Genomic DNA, 17536 nt, shown 5'->3' on the forward strand with positions numbered 1-17536 from the left:
AACATGGTGTGGCGTGCGCGCCTAATGGGCTGTGGAACCTATGTAGTTTCACGGTGCTCCAGGCAGGTGCACCACCTACAATCTGCAGGTTCTCCGAAAGGCTCTCAATGAATGGTTTGATGACGGTGTGGAGCGCGGTCGTCGACTGGCTCGCACATGGCGCTTTGCACGCCACCTGGTGGCAAGTGCTGGTCTACGCGCTGGTTGTTACGCATATCACGATCGCAGCTGTCACGATCTTCCTGCATCGCAGCCAGGCGCACCGCTCGCTGGATCTTGGCCCGATCCCCCAGCATTTCTTCCGCATGTGGCTGTGGCTGACGACCGGCATGGTCACCAAGGAGTGGGTGGCGATCCACCGCAAGCACCACGCCAAGTGCGAGACCGAGGACGATCCGCACAGCCCGCAGACCCGCGGCATCAAGAAGGTGCTTCTGGAAGGCGCCGAGCTGTACCGCGCTGAGGCGAAGAACGACGAGACCATCGACAAGTACGGCCGCGGCACGCCGGACGACTGGATCGAGCGCAACCTCTACACCCGCTATTCGTGGCAGGGTGTGGGCCTGATGCTGCTGATCAACCTGTTCCTGTTCGGTGCGCTGGGCCTGACGGTCTGGGCCGTGCAGATGCTGTGGATCCCCATCAACGCCGCCGGCATCATCAACGGGATCGGCCACTACTGGGGCTACCGCAACTTCGAGGCGGTGGACGCGTCGACCAACGTGTCGCCCTGGGGCATCATCATCGGCGGCGAAGAGCTGCACAACAACCACCACACCTACCCCACCTCGGCCAAGTTCTCGGTCAAGAAGTACGAGTTCGACATCGGCTGGGGCTACATCCGCGCGATGGAGATGATTGGCTGGGCCAAGGTGCGGAAGACGGCGCCGCAGCTCAAGCTGGGCCAGGTCAAGCCGGTGGCCGACGACAAGACGCTGGAGGCGGTGATCAACAACCGATACGAAGTCATGGCGTCGTATGCCAAGGAGCTGCGCCGCGCCTGTGCCTTGGAGCTGGAGCACCTCAAGCAGCAGGGCGCCAAGAATTCCGCCCGCTGGACGGAAATGCGCCTGGCCAAGCGCTGGCTGCACCGGGACGACGACAAGATCCCGCACGGTGTGAAGGCGCATGTGGCCGGCGCCATGGCGCAAAGCGCCTCGCTCACCAAGCTGGTGACGATGCGCGAAGAGCTGCGCCAGATCTGGACGCGCACCAACGTATCGGCCGAGCAACTGGTCGCCGACCTGCAGGCGTGGTGCAAGCGTGCGGAAGAGAGCGGCATCACCGCGCTGCACGACTTCTCGACCAAGCTGCGCGCCGCACGGGCCTGACGACCGAACCAGCCGACCGCGGCACCTGCTCACGCAGCGGCCGCCCGGCAGATCAGACCAAGGGAGCTTCGGCTCCCTTTTTCATGCCCGGTTCATCCCTGTCTGGCCATTGGAAGGTGGTGTGTCGCCCATGCAAAAGGGCCGCTTGCGCGGCCCTTCAGACGATTCAGGCAAAACAAAAGGCCGCTTGCGCGGCCTTTGGCAACTCAGCGGAAGTGGATCACTTCAGCTTGGTTTCCTTGTACAGCACGTGCTTGCGTGCCTTCGGGTCGAACTTCAGGAATTCCAGCTTTTCAGGCGTGGTCTTCTTGTTCTTGTTCGTGGTGTAGAAGTGACCGGTGCCGGCAGTCGACTCCAGCTTGATCTTTTCGCGTCCGCCTTTGGTGGCCATGAGCTGCTCCTAGCGTGCGGGGGTTACAGCGCGCCCTTGGCGCGCAGATCGGCGACGACCTGGTCGATGCCGACCTTGTCGATCAACCGCAGGGCAGCGTTGGAAATGCGCAGGCGCACCCAACGGTTCTCGGTCTCGAGCCAGAAGCGGCGGTACTGCAGGTTCGGCAGCCAGCGGCGCTTGGTTTTGTTGTTGGCGTGGGAAACATTGTTTCCCGTCATCGGGCCCTTGCCCGTTACTTGACAGACGCGTGCCATGACGACGCTTCTCCGTTAAATGTTCGGTTCAGCCGAGGATCCGGCAAAGACCGCGAGTATAGCATGTCACGCGGACTGCTCCAAGAACCGCTGAGCGTCAAGCGCTGCCATGCAGCCGGTGCCCGCGCTGGTGATGGCCTGGCGGTAGATGTGGTCCTGCACGTCGCCCGCGGCAAACACGCCCGGCACGGTGGTCATCGTGGCAAAACCTTCCAGGCCGGACTTGGTGACGATGTACCCGTCCTTCATCTCGATCTGCCCCTTGAACATGTCGGTGTTGGGCTGGTGGCCGATGGCGATGAAGCAGCCCTTGACCGCCAGGTCGCGGGTGCTGCCGTCCTGCGTGCTGCGCAGCCGCACGCCGGTCACGCCGGTGGCATCGCCCAGCACTTCGTCGAGTTGCTGGAACGTGTGCAGTTCCATCTTGCCGGCCGCCACCTTGTCCATCAGCTTGTCGACCAGGATGGCTTCGGCGCGGAACTTGTCCCGGCGGTGGATCAGGTGCACCTTGGTGGCGATGTTGGACAGGTAGAGCGCTTCCTCCACCGCGGTGTTGCCGCCGCCCACCACGCACACTTCCTGGCCACGGTAGAAGAAGCCGTCACACGTCGCGCAGCCGCTGACGCCGCGGCCCATGAAGGCCTGCTCGCTGGGCAGGCCCAGGTACTTCGCGCTGGCACCGGTGGCGATGATGAGCGCGTCGCAGGTGTAGGTGCCGCTGTCGCCCTTGAGCGTGAACGGGCGCCTGGACAGGTCGACCTCGTTGATGTGATCGAACACCATCTGTGTGTTGAACCGCTCCGCATGCTGCTGGAAGCGCTGCATCAGGTCCGGCCCCATCACGCCCGCGACGTCGGCCGGCCAGTTGTCCACCTCGGTGGTGGTCATCAGCTGGCCGCCCTGCGCCATGCCGGTGACCAGCATCGGCTTGAGGTTGGCGCGTGCGGCGTAGATGGCCGCGGTGTAGCCGGCGGGGCCGGAGCCCAGGATCAGCACCTGGGCGTGTTGGGAGCTTGCAGCAGTCATTGAAGAGTTTCCGTGTGACGCAGAGGCCGCAATGCGGCGCGCCGAGAAGTGTGTCATGGGGGTGCCCGGCCATCGCGCAAGGATGTCAATGGGCACAATAGTGAAATTGTAGGCAGCCCCTCAACCCAATAGCGTTGGACGCCGATATCGAAGGCTACTGATGCAGGAGTGACCCATGTCGATGCTCTCCAATCTCGACCTGATCCGCCGCGTTCCGCTGTTCTCGCTGCTGACCAATGAACAAGCCCAGGCGATCGCGGACAGCGTCGTGAAGCGTCGCTTCCGCCGCGGGGAACTGGTGGTGGAGCAGGGCCGCAAGAGCAACGCGCTGTTCATCCTGCTCAACGGCCGTGCGCGCGTGCTCACCGCCGACCAGCGCGGCCGCGAGGTGATCCTGGCGGTGCTGGAATCCGGCGACTACGTGGGCGAGATGAGCCTGATCGACAACGAGCCGCATTCGGCCACCGTGCGCGCCGAGATCCAGACCGACATGCTGATCCTCGGCCGCACCGAATTCGCGCGCTGCCTGCCCGAGAACTCCAGCCTGGCCTACGCCATCATGCGAGGGCTGGTGCAGCGCCTGCGCAGTGCCGACCGGCAGATCGAATCCCTGGCGCTGCTGGACGTGTACGGCCGGGTGGCCCGCACGCTGCTGGAGATGGCCGAGGACGTGAACGGCGTGCAGCTGATCCGCAACAAGGTTTCGCGCCAGGACATGGCCAAGGTAGTGGGCGCCTCGCGCGAGATGGTCAGCCGGGTCATGAAGGACCTGGAGGAACGCGGCGTGATCGAGACCCAGGACAACGGCTCGGTCATCATCAAGGAAGCCGCCAAGCAGGAGTGACGCCGGCCGGCTGTCCCGCAGGCGCGATGCGCCACAATCCCGGCCCATGACGTTTCCGTTAGGGTCCTTGCGCGCCGAACCCGGTTCGGCTCCCACCCGCCCGGCCCGTGGTGCCGCGGCCGCTTCCTCTCAGGCTGCGCCTGCAGCCGATGCCGCGGGCAACCGCGAGGTGAGCCTTCGCCTGCGGCTGCAACTCATGCTGATCATCGGCGGCGTGCTGTGGCTGCTGGGCGTGCTGGCGCTGCTGACGCACCATCCGGCCGATCCGGGCTTCTCCACCTCCGGCAGCGGCGGGCCGCTGCACAACAAGGCCGGCCTGCTGGGCGCCTGGGGGTCCGATTGCGCGATGTACCTGTTCGGCCATTCGGTGTGGTGGCTGCCGGTGGTGGCGGCGCGTACCTGGCTGGCGGCGCTGCTGCGCGGCCTGCGGGGCGACGTGGATCCGCCGCAGGGTGTCGGTCGCTTCTGGATCGGCCTGGTGCTGCTGATGGCCGCCAGCACCGCGCTGGAGTGGACGCGCCTGTACCGCTTCGAGGATTCGCTGCCCGGCCCGGCCGGCGGCGTGATCGGCTTCCTGCTGGGGCCGGTGTCGATGAAGTGGCTGGGCTTCGCCGGCTCGGGCGTGCTGTGGATCGCCGCGCTGGTGGGCGGCATGTCGCTGGCGCTGCGCTTTTCGTGGCTGCGCGTGGCCGACCGGCTGGGCGAGGCCATCGACAGCCTGCGCACCCGGCGCCAGGAGCGCCGCGAGCGCGCCGAGGACCAGCGCATCGGCGAGCAGGCCCAGCGCGAGCGCGACGAGACGGTGGAGGTGGAACGCCAGGTGGTTGAAGACCACGCGCCCATCGTCATCGAGCCCACGATGGTGGAAGTGCCCAAGAGCACCCGCGTGGCCAAGGAACGCCAGAAGCCCCTGTTCCGCGAGCTGAGCGACACCCGGCTGCCCCAGGTCGATCTGCTGGACGCCGCGCCCGCCGGCCGCACCGAGACGGTGACGCCCGAGACGCTGGAGATGACCAGCCGCATGATCGAGAAGAAGTTGAAGGACTTCGGCGTCGAGGTGCGGGTGGTGGCGGCGTCGCCCGGCCCGGTGGTCACGCGCTACGAGATCGAGCCGGCCACGGGCGTCAAGGGCTCGCAGGTGGTGAACCTGGCCAAGGACCTGGCGCGCTCGCTCAGCCTGGTGAGCATCCGCGTGGTGGAAACCATCCCGGGCAAGAACTACATGGCGCTGGAGCTGCCCAACGCCAAGCGGCAGACCATCCGGCTGGCCGAAATCCTCGGCTCGCAGGTGTATGCCGACGCCGCTTCGCAGCTGACGATGGGCCTGGGCAAGGACATCATCGGCGCGCCGGTGGTGGCCGACCTGGCCAAGATGCCGCACTGCCTGGTGGCCGGCACCACCGGCTCGGGCAAGTCGGTGGGCATCAACGCGATGATCCTCAGCCTGCTGTACAAGGCCGAGGCGCGGGACGTGCGGCTGATCCTGATCGACCCGAAGATGCTCGAGATGAGCGTGTACGAGGGCATTCCGCACCTGCTGTGCCCGGTGGTGACGGACATGAAGCAGGCCAGCAATGCGCTGAACTGGTGCGTGGCCGAGATGGAGCGCCGCTACAAGCTGATGAGCAAGCTGGGCGTGCGCAACCTGGCCGGCTACAACAAGAAGATCGACGAGGCCACCGCCGCCGGCGAAAAGATCGGCAACCCCTTCAGCCTGACACCGGAAGAGCCCGAGCCGCTGGAGCGCCTGCCGTTCATCGTGGTGGTGATCGACGAGCTGGCCGACCTGATGATGGTGGTGGGCAAGAAGATCGAGGAACTGATCGCCCGCCTGGCGCAGAAGGCGCGCGCCGCGGGCGTGCACCTGATCCTGGCCACGCAGCGGCCTTCGGTGGACGTGATCACCGGCCTGATCAAGGCCAACATCCCGACGCGGCTTTCCTTCCAGGTGAGCAGCAAGATCGACAGCCGCACCATCCTCGACCAGATGGGCGCCGAAGCGCTGCTGGGCATGGGCGACATGCTCTACATGCCCAGCGGCACCGGCCTGCCGATCCGCGTGCACGGCGCCTTCGTCAGCGACGACGAGGTGCACCGCGTGGTGGAGTACCTCAAGAGCCAGGGCGAGCCCAACTACATCGAGGGCCTGCTGGAGGGCGGCACGCTGGAAGGTGGCGAGGACGGCGAGCCGCCGGCCCCCGGCGAGGCCAATGGCGAGGCCGACCCGATGTACGACCAGGCCGTGGCCATCGTGCTGCAGCACAAGCGTGCTTCCATCTCACTGGTGCAGCGGCACCTGCGCATCGGTTACAACCGCGCGGCCCGGCTGCTGGAACAAATGGAGAAGTCGGGCCTCGTATCCAGCATGGCCACCAATGGCAACCGGGACCTGCTGGTTCCGCGCCGCGACGAATGATGCCGATGCACCTGTCTAGACAACTCCTGGCGCCCGTCGCCGCCCTGGTGCTGGCGCTGGCCGCCAGCGCGGCGCGGGCCGATGCGGTGGACACGCTGCGCGAGTTCGTGCGCGACGTGAAGAGCGGCCGCGCCGCCTTCACCCAGACGGTGACCTCGCCCGATGGCGCGAAGAAGAAGACCTCCAGCGGCCGCTTCGAGTTCTCGCGGCCCGACCGCTTCCGCTTCGCCTATGCCAAGCCGTTCGAGCAGCTGATCGTGGGCGACGGCAAGCAGGTGTGGCTGCACGACGTGGACCTGAATCAGGTCAGCGTGCGGCCGATGAGCGCCGCGCTGGGCGCCACGCCAGCCGCGCTGCTGGCCGGCAAGTCGCTGGACACGGACTTCGAGCTGAGCAACCAGCCGAGTGTCAACGGCCTGGATTGGGCGCTGGCCCAGCCCAAGCAGAAGGACGGCGCCTTCCAGTCGCTGCGCGTGGGCTTCCGCGGCAAGACGCTGGCGGCGGTGGAGATCGTCGACGGCTTCGGCCAGCGCTCGGTGCTGCAGTTCGACGGCTTCGAGACCAATGCCGCGCTGCCGGAAGACACCTTCCGCTTCGTGGCGCCCAAGGGCGCCGAGGTGCTGCGCCAGCCCTGAAGCGCGCTAGTCGAACAGGCCCATGTCGGGGCTGCTCATCAGCCGCTCGATGTCCATCACGATCAGCATGCGGTCGGTGTCGCCCATGGTGACGCTGCCCAGGCCGTGGATATAGCTGGCGTCGATCATCGAGTTGAAGTCGGGTGCGGGCTGGATGCGCTCGGGCGGCATCTCCAGCACGTCGCTCACCGCGTCCACCACGATGCCCACGGTGCGGCCAGCGATGTTGAGGATGATGACGACGGTGAACTCGTTGATCTCGACGTTGTCCAGGCCGAAGCGTGCGCGCAGGTCGATGATCGGCACGATCACCCCGCGCAGGTTCACCACGCCCTTGAAGAACTGCGGCGCATGCGCAATGCGGGTCGGCGGCTCGTAGCCGCGGATCTCCTGCACCTTCAGGATATCGATGCCATATTCCTCGGCACCCAGCTTGAACGAGAGCACCTCGCGCGGCGCGCCTGCGGTGCTGTCGATGGCGCTCACGGCAATGGCTTCTTCGGCGGTGGTAACGCTCATCTCGAACCTCGTTTCAGGGTGACGCGGCCCAGTGTCGCCCGCGCGCCCCCGCGCCAACCCACGAATAACGCGGGGAAAGGCCGCCACAATCCGACGCATGACCGAGTCGCTGTTCGACGATCTGCCCCCCGCGCCGCAGCCTGCGGCCGGCGGCGGCAAGCCGCGCAAGGCGGCCGATGCCGCCACGGCCGGGCCGGTGCCCCTGGCCGAACGCCTGCGCCCGCGTACGCTGGACGAGGTGATCGGCCAGCGCCATCTGCTGGGCCCGGGCAAGCCGCTGCGCACCGCCTTCGAGACTGGCCGCCTGCATTCGATGATCCTGTGGGGCCCGCCCGGCGTCGGCAAGACCACGCTGGCGCGGCTGATGGCCGGCGCGTTCGATGCGCAGTTCATCGTGCTGTCGGCCGTGCTGGGCGGCGTGAAGGACATCCGCGAGGCGGTGGAGCGCGCCCAGGTGGCGCGTGCGCAGGGCCGCGCCAGCGTGGTCTTCGTCGACGAGGTGCACCGCTTCAACAAGGGCCAGCAGGATGCCTTCCTGCCGCATGTGGAGGCGGGCCTGTTTACCTTCATCGGCGCCACGACCGAGAACCCCAGCTTCGAGGTGAACTCGGCGCTGCTGTCGCGGGCCACGGTGCATGTGCTCAAGGCACTGGACGAAGAGGACATGGCCGCGCTGATCGAACGCGCCCGGGCCGAGCTGCAGGCCCCGCCGCTGAGCGAGGCCGCACGCGACCGCCTGATCGGCTATGCGGACGGCGACGCCCGCCGCCTGCTCAATGCCTACGACAACCTGGTGAGCCTGGCCGGCCCGCTGGCCGAACTGGACGAGGCGGCGCTGGAGAAGTCGCTCGGCGAGCAGCTGCGCCGCTACGACAAGGGCGGCGAGCAGTTCTACGACACCATCTCCGCGCTGCACAAGTCGGTGCGCGGCTCCGACCCCGATGCCGCGCTGTACTGGCTGGCCCGCATGCTCGACGGCGGGGTGGACCCGCGCTACGTCATCCGCCGCGTGGTGCGCATGGCCAGCGAGGACATCGGCCTGGCCGACCCGCGCGCGCTGCGCCTGGCGCTGGACGCCGCCGAGACCTACGAGCGGCTGGGGTCGCCGGAAGGTGAGCTGACCATCGCGCAGTGCATCGTCTACCTGGCGATGGCGCCCAAGTCCAATGCCGTCTACGGCGCGTGGAACGCTGCGCGCGCCTTCGTCAAGCGCGACGGCACGCGGCCGGTGCCGCTGCACCTGCGCAATGCGCCCACGCAGCTGATGAAGGAGCTGGACTACGGCCGCGACTACCGCTATGCGCACGACGAGGCCGGCGGCTTCGCGGCCGGCGAAAGCTACCTGCCCGAGGGCATGGCCCCGCCCGGCTTCTACCAGCCGGTGCCGCGCGGGCTGGAGCTGCGCATCGGCGAGCGGCTGGCCGAGCTGCGGCGGCTGAACCTGGAAGCCAGCCGCACGGGCTGACGCGCGGCGCAAGCCCTGTTGCCGCCTCGGCATGGACCCATGCCGTGCACTGCGGGCCCTGACGGGTTAGTACTCGCGGAACTGCGCAAAACCCGCCCCTACAATCCGCGCCGCCAGCGTGACAGACGATTGGTGCAAGGGGTAGTACGGCACACACGGCCGGTTTCTTGCTACCACCTGGACAAGAGCAATGCCTTCCCATGAGGAGGCATGGCGCGGGACCTACCGGAGGCTACTTTCCCAATGGATATCTTCTTTCAACAGATCATCAACGGTCTGGTGCTCGGCAGCATGTATGCGCTGGTGGCACTGGGCTACACGATGGTCTACGGCATCATCAACCTGATCAATTTCGCGCACGGGGAAGTGCTGATGGTGGGTGCGCTCACCAGCTGGACGGTGGTCACCTTCCTCGCCGACAGCGGCCTGCCCGGTTGGGCGCTGCTGCTGATCGCGCTGCCTTGCGCCATCTTCGTGTGCTCGGCACTCAACTTCACCATCGAGAAGCTCGCCTACCGCCCGCTGCGCAATGCGCCGCGCCTGGCTCCGCTGATCACCGCCATGGGCATGAGCCTGCTGCTGCAGACGCTGGCCATGATCCTGTGGAAGCCCAATCCCAAGCCCTTCCCGCTGCTGCTGCCCACCGATCCGATCGACCTCGGCGGCGCGGTCATCAGCGTCACGCAGCTGCTGATCCTGGTCACCACCGGCGTCATCCTGGCCGCGCTGCTGTGGCTGGTGAACAAGACCAAGCTCGGCCGCGCGATGCGCGCCACCGCCGAGAACCCGCGCGTGGCCTCGCTGATGGGCGTGCGGCCCGACATGGTCATCTCGGCCACCTTCATCATCGGCGCGGCGCTGGCCGCCATCGCCGGCATGATGTGGGCGCTCAACTACGGCACGGTGCAGCACTCCATGGGCTTCCTGCCCGGGCTGAAGGCCTTCACCGCCGCGGTGATGGGCGGCATCGGCAACCTCACCGGCGCCATGGTGGGTGGCATCCTGCTGGGCCTGATCGAGGCCATCGGCGCGGGCTACCTCGGCGAGCTGACCGGCGGCGTGCTGGGCAGCCACTACGCGGACATCTTCGCGTTCATCGCACTGATCCTCGTGCTGACCCTGCGCCCCTCGGGCCTGCTGGGCGAGCGCGTGGCCGACCGTGCCTGACGCGGGGGCAGCAACATGAAGAACAAGTTCGTCCTCTTTCTCATCGCGGCCGCGTTCCTGATCGCGCTGCCGATCTTCGCCGGCCAGTTCGGCGCGGGCTGGGTGCGCATCATGTCGTCGGCGCTGCTGTACGTGCTGCTGGCGCTGGGCCTGAACATCGTGGTCGGCTACGCCGGCCTGCTGGACCTGGGCTTCGTCGCGTTCTACGCGGTGGGCGCCTACATGTTCGCGCTGCTGGCCTCGCCGCACCTGTCGGAGACCTTCGAGGGCTTCAAGGCGATGTTTCCGAACGGCCTGCACACGCCCATCTGGCTGGTGGTGCCGCTTGCGGCGTTGCTCGCGGCGATGGCGGGCGTGCTGCTGGGCACGCCGGTGCTCAAGCTGCGCGGCGACTACCTGGCCATCGTCACGCTGGGCTTCGGCGAGATCATCCGCGTGTTCATGAACAACATGGAGCACCCGGTCAACATCACCAACGGCCCGCGGGGCCTCGATCGCATCGACTCGATGCGCATCTTCGGACTGGACTTCGGCAAGTCGCTGCAGATCGGCGACTTCACCATCCCGTCGGTGACGATGTACTACTACCTGTTCCTGCTGCTGGTGGTGGTCAGCGTGGTGATCTGCCACCGGCTCGAGACCTCCCGCATCGGCCGCGCCTGGATGGCCATCCGCGAGGATGAGATCGCCGCCAAGGCCATGGGCATCAACACCCGCAACATGAAGCTCCTGGCCTTCGGCATGGGCGCCAGTTTCGGTGGCGTGTCGGGCTCGATGTTCGCGGCTTTCCAGGGCTTCGTCTCGCCCGAATCGTTCAGCCTGATGGAAAGCGTGATGATCGTGGCCATGATCGTGCTGGGTGGCCTGGGCCACCTGCCGGGCGTGATCCTGGGCGCGGTGATGCTGGCCGCGCTGCCCGAGGTGCTGCGCTACGTGGCCGGCCCGCTGCAGCAGATGACCGGCGGCCGGCTGGACGCCGCCATCCTGCGCCAGCTGCTGATCGCCTCCGCGATGATCATCATCATGCTGGTCCGTCCCCGCGGCCTGTGGCCCTCGCCCGAACACGGCAAGGCAGCCCCGACCCCCGTCAAGGCTTGAGGAACCAGGACGACACGAACATGAGCAATCCCGTACTCGAAGTCAGCGGTGTGTCCAAGCGGTTCGGCGGCCTGCAGGCCCTGTCGGACGTGGGCATCACCATCCAGCCCGGCCAGGTCTATGGCCTGATCGGCCCCAACGGCGCCGGCAAGACCACCTTCTTCAACGTGCTCACCGGGCTGTACACGCCCGACTCCGGCACCTTCAAGCTCGGCGGCGCGACCTACCAGCCCACCGCGGTGCATGAGGTGGCCAAGGCCGGCATCGCCCGCACCTTCCAGAACATCCGCCTGTTCGCCGAGATGACGGCGCTGGAGAACGTGATGGTGGGCCGCCATGTGCGCACCAAGTCCGGCCTGGGCGGCGCTGTGTTCCGCACCGGCCGCTTCAAGCAGGAGGAGCGCGAGATCACCGAGCGTGCCCGTGAGCTGCTGGACTATGTCGGCGTGGGCCGCTACGCCGACTACAAGGCGCGCACGCTGAGCTACGGCGACCAGCGCCGGCTGGAGATTGCCCGCGCGCTGGCCACCGACCCCAAGCTCATCGCGCTGGACGAACCCGCGGCTGGCATGAACGCCACCGAGAAGGTGACGCTGCGCGAGCTGATCAACCGCATCCGCGAGGACGGCCGCACCATCCTGCTGATCGAGCACGACGTGAAGCTGGTGATGGGCCTGTGCGACCGGCTGACCGTGCTGGACTACGGCAAGCAGATCGCCGAAGGCACGCCGGCCGAGGTGCAGAAGAACGAGAAGGTGATCGAGGCCTACCTCGGCGCCGGACACGCCACCCACTGATCGCCGGAGCACACGATGACGAAGAACACGCTGCTCCAGATCACGGGGCTCAAGGTGGCCTATGGCGGCATCCAGGCCGTCAAGGGCATCAATTTCGAGGTGCGCGAAGGCGAACTGGTGAGCCTGATCGGCGCCAACGGCGCCGGCAAGACCACCACGCTGAAGGCAGTCACCGGCATCCAGCCGGTGGGCGCGGGCGACATCCTCTACCTGGGCAAGTCCATCAAGGGCCAGGGCCCTTGGGACCTGGTCAAGCAGGGGCTGGTGATGGTGCCGGAGGGTCGCGGCACCTTCACCCGCATGACCATCACCGAGAACCTGCAGATGGGCGCCTTCATCCGCAACGACCGCGAGATCGAGGCCGACATCGACAAGGTGTTCGGCATCTTTCCGCGGCTGAAGGAGCGCCGCAACCAGCTGGCGGGCACCATGTCCGGCGGCGAGCAGCAGATGCTGGCCATGGGCCGCGCGCTGATGGCCAAGCCCAAGGTGCTGCTGCTGGACGAGCCTTCGATGGGCCTGTCGCCCATCATGGTCGACAAGATCTTCGAGGTGGTGGACACCATCCACAAGCAGGGCGTCACCATCCTGCTGGTGGAGCAGAACGCCAGCCGCGCGCTGTCGCTGGCCAATCGCGGCTACGTGATGGACAGCGGCGAGATCACGATGACCGGCGAGGCGAAGATGCTGCTCAACGATCCGAAGGTGCGGGCGGCCTACCTGGGCGAGTGAACTGGAGCCCCCCAGGCCCGCTGGGCTTGCCGCCGCGGTCAGTCCACCGTGGCGCCTGAAGCCTTCACCACCTTCTCGTACTTGGCCAGCTCGGCCTTCACGAAGGCCGCGAACTGCGGCGGCGTGGTGGGCGAGGCTTCGGCCATCAGCGAGGCCAGGCGGGCCTTGACGTCGGGCTGGCCCATCGCGTCGATGAAGGCGCGGTTCATGCGTTGCACCGTCTCGGCCGGCAGGCCGGCGGGGCCGAACAGGCCGAACCAGGTGTTGATGTCAAAGCTGGCCAGCCCCAGCGCGCGGCCTTCCTCGGCCACCGTGGGCACTTCCGGCATGGCGCTGGCCCGCCTGGCGGTGGTCACCGCCAGGGCCTTGAGCTTGCCGGCCTTGATGTTGGTGGAGGCGGTGGCCAGGTTGTCGAAGTTGAGGTCCACCTCGCCCGACAGCAGCGCCAGCTGCGCCGGGTTGCCGCCCGCGTACGGGATGTGCACCATGAACACGCCGGCCTGCGACTTGAACATCTCGCCGGCCAGGTGCCCCGCGCTGCCGTTGCCGCCCGAGCCGTAGTTGAGCTTGCCCGGGTTGCGCTTGGCATAGCCGATCAGGTCGCGCAGGTTCTCGATCTTCAGCCGCGCGGCCGTCTCGGCATTCATCACCAGCACGTTGGGCACCTGGGCCACCAGCGTGATGGGCGAGAAGTCGCGGATCGGGTCGTAGGGAATGCGGCGGAACAGCCACGGGTTGATGGCATGCGTGGCCACCGCGCCGATGCCGATGGTGCGGCCATCGGGCGCGGCCTTGGCCACCAGGTCGGCACCGAGGTTGCCGCCGGCGCCGGCGCGGTTCTCGACGATCACCGTGCCCAGCGTGCCCTGCACCGCCTGCGCCAGCGCGCGGGCGATGACGTCCAGCGGACCGCCCGGCGGATAGGGCACCACCAGCCGGATCACGTTGGAGGAGGCGGGCTGTGCGAACACGGCCGCGGGGCCGGCCAGGCCGGCGGTGCCCGTGAGGGCGCTGAGGAGCTTGAGTGAGGTGCGGCGTTTCATGTCGGCCGCGAGCCTAACGCACTCGGCGGCTTGTCAACCCCCTCCTATTCGTGAAAGGCGGCGCGACTTAGTACCGCAATACTCGGGATTGGATTGGTCGGCTGTTACAACGACAATGCCTTTTGAGAGCAGGAGAAACTTGATGAACACATCCATGCAGAAGCGTCCGACCCTGAACCCCTTGCTGCGTACGCTGCTGCTGGCCGGCGGCACCGTGGCCTTGTTGGCGGGTTGCGTGTCCACCCAACCCGAAGTGGGCGGTGGCTCCAAGTCGGCCGTGACCGGCGCCGCGGGCGGCGCCACCACCGAAAACGCCAACAGTGCGCTGGAGAAGTGCGACCAGTCGCTGGGCACCCTGGCGGTGGTGGAAGACCAGAACGCCACCTGGTACCAGTACCTGCGCAACTACAAGCTGGGCTCCACCGTGCCGGTGATCCGCATGATGATCCAGCAGAGCAACTGCTTCGTCATCGTGGAACGCGGCGCCGCGATGAACAACATGAACACCGAGCGCGCGCTGCGCGACACCGGCGAGATGCGCGGCAACAGCAACTTCGGCAAGGGCCAGATGGTGGCGGCCGACTACACGATGAGCCCCAGCATCCAGTTCAGCCAGAACACCGGCGGCATGGGTGGTGCGCTGGGCGGCTTCAGTGGCGGCCTGGGCCTGCTGGGCGCGGTGGCCGGCGGCCTGAAGACCAACGAGGCGGCCACCACGCTGATCATGATCGACAACCGCTCCGGCGTGCAGCTGGCGGCGGCCGAAGGCACGGCCAAGAACACCGACTTCAACCTGATGGGCGGCCTGTTCGGTGGCGCATTGGGCGGCGGTGCGGGTGGCTACTCGAACTCGCCCGAGGGCAAGATCATCATCGCGGCCTTCGCCGACTCGTACAACCAGCTGGTGAAGGCGGTGCGCAACTACAAGGCGCAGACCGTCAAGGGCGGCCTGGGCACCGGTGGTGCGCTGGGCGTGCAGGGCGGCAGCACCGCCGCTGCGCAGGAGATGGAACAGCAGCCCGCCAAGCCGGCGCCGGCCAGCACCCGCAAGCCTGCACCGGCGAAGAAGCCGGCCACCGCCACCACGGCGCCGAAGTGATCGGCGCGCAGCGCGGCGGCTTCAGCCGCCGTGCTTGTCGGCCTCGCTGGTGAAGGCGTCGGCGTAGAACTCCTCTTCCGGCAGGCCGCAGCGCGACACCAGGTCGCGCTGCGCCGACTCCACCATCACCGGCGCGCCGCAGGCATACACCTGCCAGCCCGAGAGGTCGGGCAGGTCGGCCATCACCGCGTGATGCACGAAGCCGGTGCGGCCGGACCAGTCGTCCTCGGGCTTGGCGTCGCTCAGCACCGGGATGTATTCCAGCCGGGGCAGCGTCGCGGCGGCCTCCAGCGCCCAGTCATGCAGGTACAGGTCGGCCTTGCTGCGGCAACCCCAGTACAGCTTGACGGTCCGCTCGATGCCCTTGGCGCGCATCAGTTCGATGATGGCCTTGATGGGTGCGAAGCCGGTGCCCGAGGCCAGCAGCACCATCGGCTTGTCGCTGTCCTCGCGCAGGAAGAAGCTGCCGAACGGGCCCTCCACGCGCAGGATCTCGCGTTCCTTCATCGCACCGAACACATGGTCGGTGAACTTGCCGCCGGGCAGGTGGCGCAGGTGCAGCTCGATGCTGCCGGCCGGCGGCGGTGCATCGCCGGTGGTGGGTGGCGGCGTCAGCGGCGCATTGGCCATGCTGTAGCTGCGGCGCGAGCCGTCGCGCAGGATGAACTCGACGAACTGGCCCGCGTGGTACTGGAAGGCCACGTTGGCCGGCAGCTGCAGGCGCATCAGCATCACGTCCGGCGCCACCTTCTGCAGGCTGCTGACGCGGGCCGGCATCTTCAGCACCGGGTATTCGCCGGCGCCGGGCACGGTGCGGGCCTCGATCACGCAATCGGTCTGCGGCGTGGCACAGCAGGTGAGGATGAGGCCTTCCTCCTCCTCGGCTGCCGACAAGGCCTTGCTCTGGTGCGCCCCGTGGATCACGCGGCCCTCCACCAGCCGGCTCTTGCAGGAGCCGCAGGCGCCGTCCTTGCAGCCGTAGGGCAGGCCGATGCCGGCGCCGATGGCGGCGGCCAGGATGGTGTCGTCACGCGGCACGTCGAAGGACACGCCGGCCGGCTGCACGGTGATGGAAAAAGTCATGATGGAATGAAGAAGCGGATAAGGCGCGACCCGGGCAGGTGCGCCTCCCGATTGTGCCCCTGCCGTTTTGGGGCGCCGCGCCGCCGCCCTTCTCCGTGCCGCCCTGCCTCCCCGTTGCCGCCATGCCCCGCCACGCCATGCCCTGTGCCCGCCCGGAACTCCTGATCGTCGGTTGCGGCGATGTGGGGCTGCGGGTGCTGCGGCTGCTGGCCGGGCGCTGGGGCGTGGTGGCGCTTACCTCCAGTCCCGACCGGTGCGATGCGTTGAGGGCGGCGGGCGCCGTGCCAGTGGTCGGCAACCTGGACGATGCGGGCAGCCTGCAGCGCATCGCCAGCCTGGCGCCCCGGGTGCTGCACCTGGCGCCGCCGGCCGCGCAGGGCGAGCATGACCTGCGCACTGCCCACCTGCTGCAAGCGCTGGCGCGCGGCGGCGGCACGCGGCGACTGGTCTACATGAGCACCAGCGGCGTGTATGGCGATGCCGGCGGCGCCCGCTTCGACGAAACCCGCGCGCCGCGGCCCGCCACCGCCCGCGGCCGACGGCGGGTGGACGCGGAGCGGCGCGTGCGGGCGTTCGGGCTGATGACCGGCGCGGCGGTCAGCGTGCTGCGGGTGCCGGGCATCTATGCGCTGGACCGCGAGGGCGGCGATCCGCGCGAGCGGGTGCGGCGCGGCACGCCGGTGCTGGCCGAGGCCGACGACGTGTACACCAACCACATCCATGCCGACGACCTGGCCCGGGCCTGCGTGGCCGCGCTGCTGCGCGGCGCGCCGCAGCGCATCTACCACGCCAGCGACGACACCGAGCTGAAGATGGGCGACTACTTCGATGCCGTGGCCGACCTGCATGGCCTGCCGCGGCCGCCGCGCCGCTCACGGGCCGAGGCGATGGCCGAGCTGTCGCCGATGCAGATGAGCTTCCTGTCCGAGTCGCGCCGGCTGGACAACCGGCGCCTCAAGCAGGAGCTGCGCTTGCGACTCCACCATCCGACGGTGCTGGACGGCCTGCGATGAGCCGGCGGGTCAATGCGCGCCCGCCTGCTGGCGCAGGCGCATGACGGCCAGCTGCAGCGTGCGCGCATCGTTGCTGGCGCGGTGCCGCGTGACATGCAGCTCCTCGCTCACCACGCGCAGGGCTTCGTCGAAGGAGGACGTCTGCTCCTCGTCCAGCAGCATGCGCACATGCTCCAGCTTGAAGGCCGGGCGCAGGCCGGCGGCCTCGAACAGCGTGGCCAGCCAGGCGTAGTCGTGCGCCCAGGCATCGGTGTAGACGGTGCGGCCGGCCAGCTCGCGGTTGAGCAGCTCGGCCACCGCGCGGGCGCTGCGGCCGTGCAGCAGCGCCGTCTCGCGCGAGATGCCGTGCAGGTCCTGGGCACTGTCGTCCCAGTGCGTCCATTCGGGCTGAGGACGGATCAGCGTGCACAGCGCGCGGCCATCGGGCAGGGCCACGCCCACTTCCACCGGGTAGCTGTTGCGGCCGAAGCCGGAGGCTTCCATGTCCAGCACGCAAGGGGCTTCGGCGGGGGCTTCGGTGGCGTTCATGCCCGAGCATAGGGCGGTGTAACCAGCGCGACAAGGCATCCAGGGAAAGAGCCGATGCCCCGCCCGCGGCACTGCGGTACACCCGTGGGCCC

The 17536-nt window shown here is 68.0% G+C and carries 18 protein-coding genes; 11 read left to right on the plus strand and 7 right to left on the minus strand.

Annotation, left to right across the window (positions count from 1 at the left end; all coding sequences use genetic code 11):
- Positions 1-107 precede the first annotated feature (107 nt).
- Positions 108-1331, plus strand: a complete 1224-nt coding sequence (locus VO99_RS15250; protein ID WP_046113737.1) for a DesA family fatty acid desaturase — start codon at positions 108-110, stop codon at positions 1329-1331.
- Positions 1332-1551: 220 nt separating this feature from the next.
- Here the strand turns inward: VO99_RS15250 and rpmG are convergent, their stop codons facing one another.
- The 3 genes from rpmG to trxB form a co-directional block, all read right to left on the minus strand.
- Positions 1552-1722, minus strand: a complete 171-nt coding sequence (gene rpmG, locus VO99_RS15255) for a 50S ribosomal protein L33 (RefSeq protein ID WP_046113738.1) — start codon at positions 1720-1722, stop codon at positions 1552-1554.
- A gap of 23 nt (positions 1723-1745) precedes the next feature.
- Positions 1746-1979 (minus strand): 50S ribosomal protein L28, encoded by a 234-nt coding sequence (gene rpmB / locus VO99_RS15260; protein WP_046113739.1) that lies wholly within the window; start codon positions 1977-1979, stop codon positions 1746-1748.
- A gap of 66 nt (positions 1980-2045) precedes the next feature.
- Positions 2046-3005, minus strand: coding sequence for a thioredoxin-disulfide reductase (gene trxB, locus VO99_RS15265; RefSeq protein WP_046113740.1), 960 nt, complete (start codon positions 3003-3005; stop codon positions 2046-2048).
- Positions 3006-3180: 175 nt separating this feature from the next.
- Between trxB and VO99_RS15270 the strand changes: the two genes are divergently transcribed.
- Genes VO99_RS15270 through lolA form a run of 3 tightly spaced genes read left to right on the plus strand, consistent with a single transcriptional unit; the run spans position 3181 to position 6900 of the window.
- Entirely contained in the window at positions 3181-3849 is a 669-nt protein-coding gene (locus VO99_RS15270) for a Crp/Fnr family transcriptional regulator (RefSeq protein WP_046113741.1), read from the plus strand.
- Positions 3850-3895: 46 nt separating this feature from the next.
- Positions 3896-6265, plus strand: coding sequence for a DNA translocase FtsK (locus VO99_RS15275; RefSeq protein WP_083440624.1), 2370 nt, complete (start codon positions 3896-3898; stop codon positions 6263-6265).
- Complete coding sequence (gene lolA, locus VO99_RS15280) at positions 6262-6900, plus strand: outer membrane lipoprotein periplasmic chaperone LolA (protein ID WP_232315375.1); 639 nt, start codon at positions 6262-6264, stop codon at positions 6898-6900. The genes VO99_RS15275 and lolA overlap by 4 nt, the downstream gene beginning before the upstream one ends.
- A 6-nt stretch (positions 6901-6906) precedes the next feature.
- On the opposite strand, the gene VO99_RS15285 is transcribed toward lolA, so the two are convergent.
- Positions 6907-7419, minus strand: a complete 513-nt coding sequence (locus VO99_RS15285; RefSeq protein WP_046113743.1) for a chemotaxis protein CheW — start codon at positions 7417-7419, stop codon at positions 6907-6909.
- A 97-nt stretch (positions 7420-7516) separates the two neighbouring features.
- Here VO99_RS15285 and VO99_RS15290 point away from each other — a divergent pair, with 97 nt between their 5' ends.
- The 5 genes from VO99_RS15290 (at position 7517) to VO99_RS15310 (ending at position 12678) form a co-directional block, all read left to right on the plus strand.
- Positions 7517-8884, plus strand: a complete 1368-nt coding sequence (locus tag VO99_RS15290) for a replication-associated recombination protein A (RefSeq protein WP_083440625.1) — start codon at positions 7517-7519, stop codon at positions 8882-8884.
- 243 nt (positions 8885-9127) lie between these two features.
- Entirely contained in the window at positions 9128-10051 is a 924-nt protein-coding gene (locus VO99_RS15295) for a branched-chain amino acid ABC transporter permease (protein ID WP_046113744.1), read from the plus strand.
- A gap of 15 nt (positions 10052-10066) precedes the next feature.
- Positions 10067-11149, plus strand: coding sequence for an ABC transporter permease subunit (locus VO99_RS15300; RefSeq protein WP_046113745.1), 1083 nt, complete (start codon positions 10067-10069; stop codon positions 11147-11149).
- A gap of 20 nt (positions 11150-11169) precedes the next feature.
- Positions 11170-11946, plus strand: coding sequence for an ABC transporter ATP-binding protein (locus VO99_RS15305; protein ID WP_046113746.1), 777 nt, complete (start codon positions 11170-11172; stop codon positions 11944-11946).
- 15 nt (positions 11947-11961) lie between these two features.
- Positions 11962-12678, plus strand: a complete 717-nt coding sequence (locus VO99_RS15310) for an ABC transporter ATP-binding protein (protein WP_046113747.1) — start codon at positions 11962-11964, stop codon at positions 12676-12678.
- A gap of 38 nt (positions 12679-12716) precedes the next feature.
- On the opposite strand, the gene VO99_RS15315 is transcribed toward VO99_RS15310, so the two are convergent.
- Positions 12717-13721 carry a Bug family tripartite tricarboxylate transporter substrate binding protein gene (locus VO99_RS15315; protein WP_046113748.1) on the minus strand — a complete coding sequence of 335 codons (1005 nt, stop codon included), beginning with the start codon at positions 13719-13721 and terminating at the stop codon, positions 12717-12719.
- Positions 13722-13863: 142 nt separating this feature from the next.
- On the opposite strand from VO99_RS15315, the gene VO99_RS15320 reads away from it, so the two are divergent.
- Positions 13864-14820, plus strand: a complete 957-nt coding sequence (locus VO99_RS15320; RefSeq protein ID WP_232315376.1) for a CsgG/HfaB family protein — start codon at positions 13864-13866, stop codon at positions 14818-14820.
- A 21-nt stretch (positions 14821-14841) separates the two neighbouring features.
- Here VO99_RS15320 and VO99_RS15325 read toward each other — a convergent pair whose 3' ends face one another.
- The gene (locus VO99_RS15325) at positions 14842-15903 is read right to left on the minus strand and encodes a CDP-6-deoxy-delta-3,4-glucoseen reductase (protein ID WP_046113749.1); all 1062 of its coding nucleotides are present in this window, start codon (positions 15901-15903) and stop codon (positions 14842-14844) included.
- Between the two features lie 137 nt (positions 15904-16040).
- Between VO99_RS15325 and VO99_RS15330 the strand changes: the two genes are divergently transcribed.
- On the plus strand, positions 16041-16916 hold the full coding sequence (locus tag VO99_RS15330) for an SDR family oxidoreductase (protein ID WP_157039579.1): 876 nt from the start codon (positions 16041-16043) through the stop codon (positions 16914-16916).
- A gap of 9 nt (positions 16917-16925) precedes the next feature.
- Here the strand turns inward: VO99_RS15330 and VO99_RS15335 are convergent, their stop codons facing one another.
- The gene (locus VO99_RS15335) at positions 16926-17444 is read right to left on the minus strand and encodes a 3'-5' exonuclease (protein WP_046113751.1); all 519 of its coding nucleotides are present in this window, start codon (positions 17442-17444) and stop codon (positions 16926-16928) included.
- Positions 17445-17536: the final 92 nt, after the last annotated feature.

Origin of the sequence: Aquincola tertiaricarbonis, from assembly GCF_000969605.1 — a bacterium.
GTDB classification, from domain to species: Bacteria; Pseudomonadota; Gammaproteobacteria; order Burkholderiales; family Burkholderiaceae_C; genus Aquincola; species Aquincola tertiaricarbonis.

Excerpts from the sequence above, each read along its gene's own strand:
- VO99_RS15250 (WP_046113737.1), top strand. The coding sequence starts at position 108 with ATGAATGGTTTGATGACGGTGTGGAGCGCGGTCGTCGACTGGCTCGCA.
- rpmG (WP_046113738.1), bottom strand. The coding sequence starts at position 1,722 with ATGGCCACCAAAGGCGGACGCGAAAAGATCAAGCTGGAGTCGACTGCC.
- rpmB (WP_046113739.1), bottom strand. The coding sequence starts at position 1,979 with ATGGCACGCGTCTGTCAAGTAACGGGCAAGGGCCCGATGACGGGAAAC.
- trxB (WP_046113740.1), bottom strand. The coding sequence starts at position 3,005 with ATGACTGCTGCAAGCTCCCAACACGCCCAGGTGCTGATCCTGGGCTCC.
- VO99_RS15270 (WP_046113741.1), top strand. The coding sequence starts at position 3,181 with ATGTCGATGCTCTCCAATCTCGACCTGATCCGCCGCGTTCCGCTGTTC.
- VO99_RS15275 (WP_083440624.1), top strand. The coding sequence starts at position 3,896 with ATGACGTTTCCGTTAGGGTCCTTGCGCGCCGAACCCGGTTCGGCTCCC.
- lolA (WP_232315375.1), top strand. The coding sequence starts at position 6,262 with ATGATGCCGATGCACCTGTCTAGACAACTCCTGGCGCCCGTCGCCGCC.
- VO99_RS15285 (WP_046113743.1), bottom strand. The coding sequence starts at position 7,419 with ATGAGCGTTACCACCGCCGAAGAAGCCATTGCCGTGAGCGCCATCGAC.
- VO99_RS15290 (WP_083440625.1), top strand. The coding sequence starts at position 7,517 with ATGACCGAGTCGCTGTTCGACGATCTGCCCCCCGCGCCGCAGCCTGCG.
- VO99_RS15295 (WP_046113744.1), top strand. The coding sequence starts at position 9,128 with ATGGATATCTTCTTTCAACAGATCATCAACGGTCTGGTGCTCGGCAGC.
- VO99_RS15300 (WP_046113745.1), top strand. The coding sequence starts at position 10,067 with ATGAAGAACAAGTTCGTCCTCTTTCTCATCGCGGCCGCGTTCCTGATC.
- VO99_RS15305 (WP_046113746.1), top strand. The coding sequence starts at position 11,170 with ATGAGCAATCCCGTACTCGAAGTCAGCGGTGTGTCCAAGCGGTTCGGC.
- VO99_RS15310 (WP_046113747.1), top strand. The coding sequence starts at position 11,962 with ATGACGAAGAACACGCTGCTCCAGATCACGGGGCTCAAGGTGGCCTAT.
- VO99_RS15315 (WP_046113748.1), bottom strand. The coding sequence starts at position 13,721 with ATGAAACGCCGCACCTCACTCAAGCTCCTCAGCGCCCTCACGGGCACC.
- VO99_RS15320 (WP_232315376.1), top strand. The coding sequence starts at position 13,864 with ATGAACACATCCATGCAGAAGCGTCCGACCCTGAACCCCTTGCTGCGT.
- VO99_RS15325 (WP_046113749.1), bottom strand. The coding sequence starts at position 15,903 with ATGACTTTTTCCATCACCGTGCAGCCGGCCGGCGTGTCCTTCGACGTG.
- VO99_RS15330 (WP_157039579.1), top strand. The coding sequence starts at position 16,041 with ATGCCCTGTGCCCGCCCGGAACTCCTGATCGTCGGTTGCGGCGATGTG.
- VO99_RS15335 (WP_046113751.1), bottom strand. The coding sequence starts at position 17,444 with ATGAACGCCACCGAAGCCCCCGCCGAAGCCCCTTGCGTGCTGGACATG.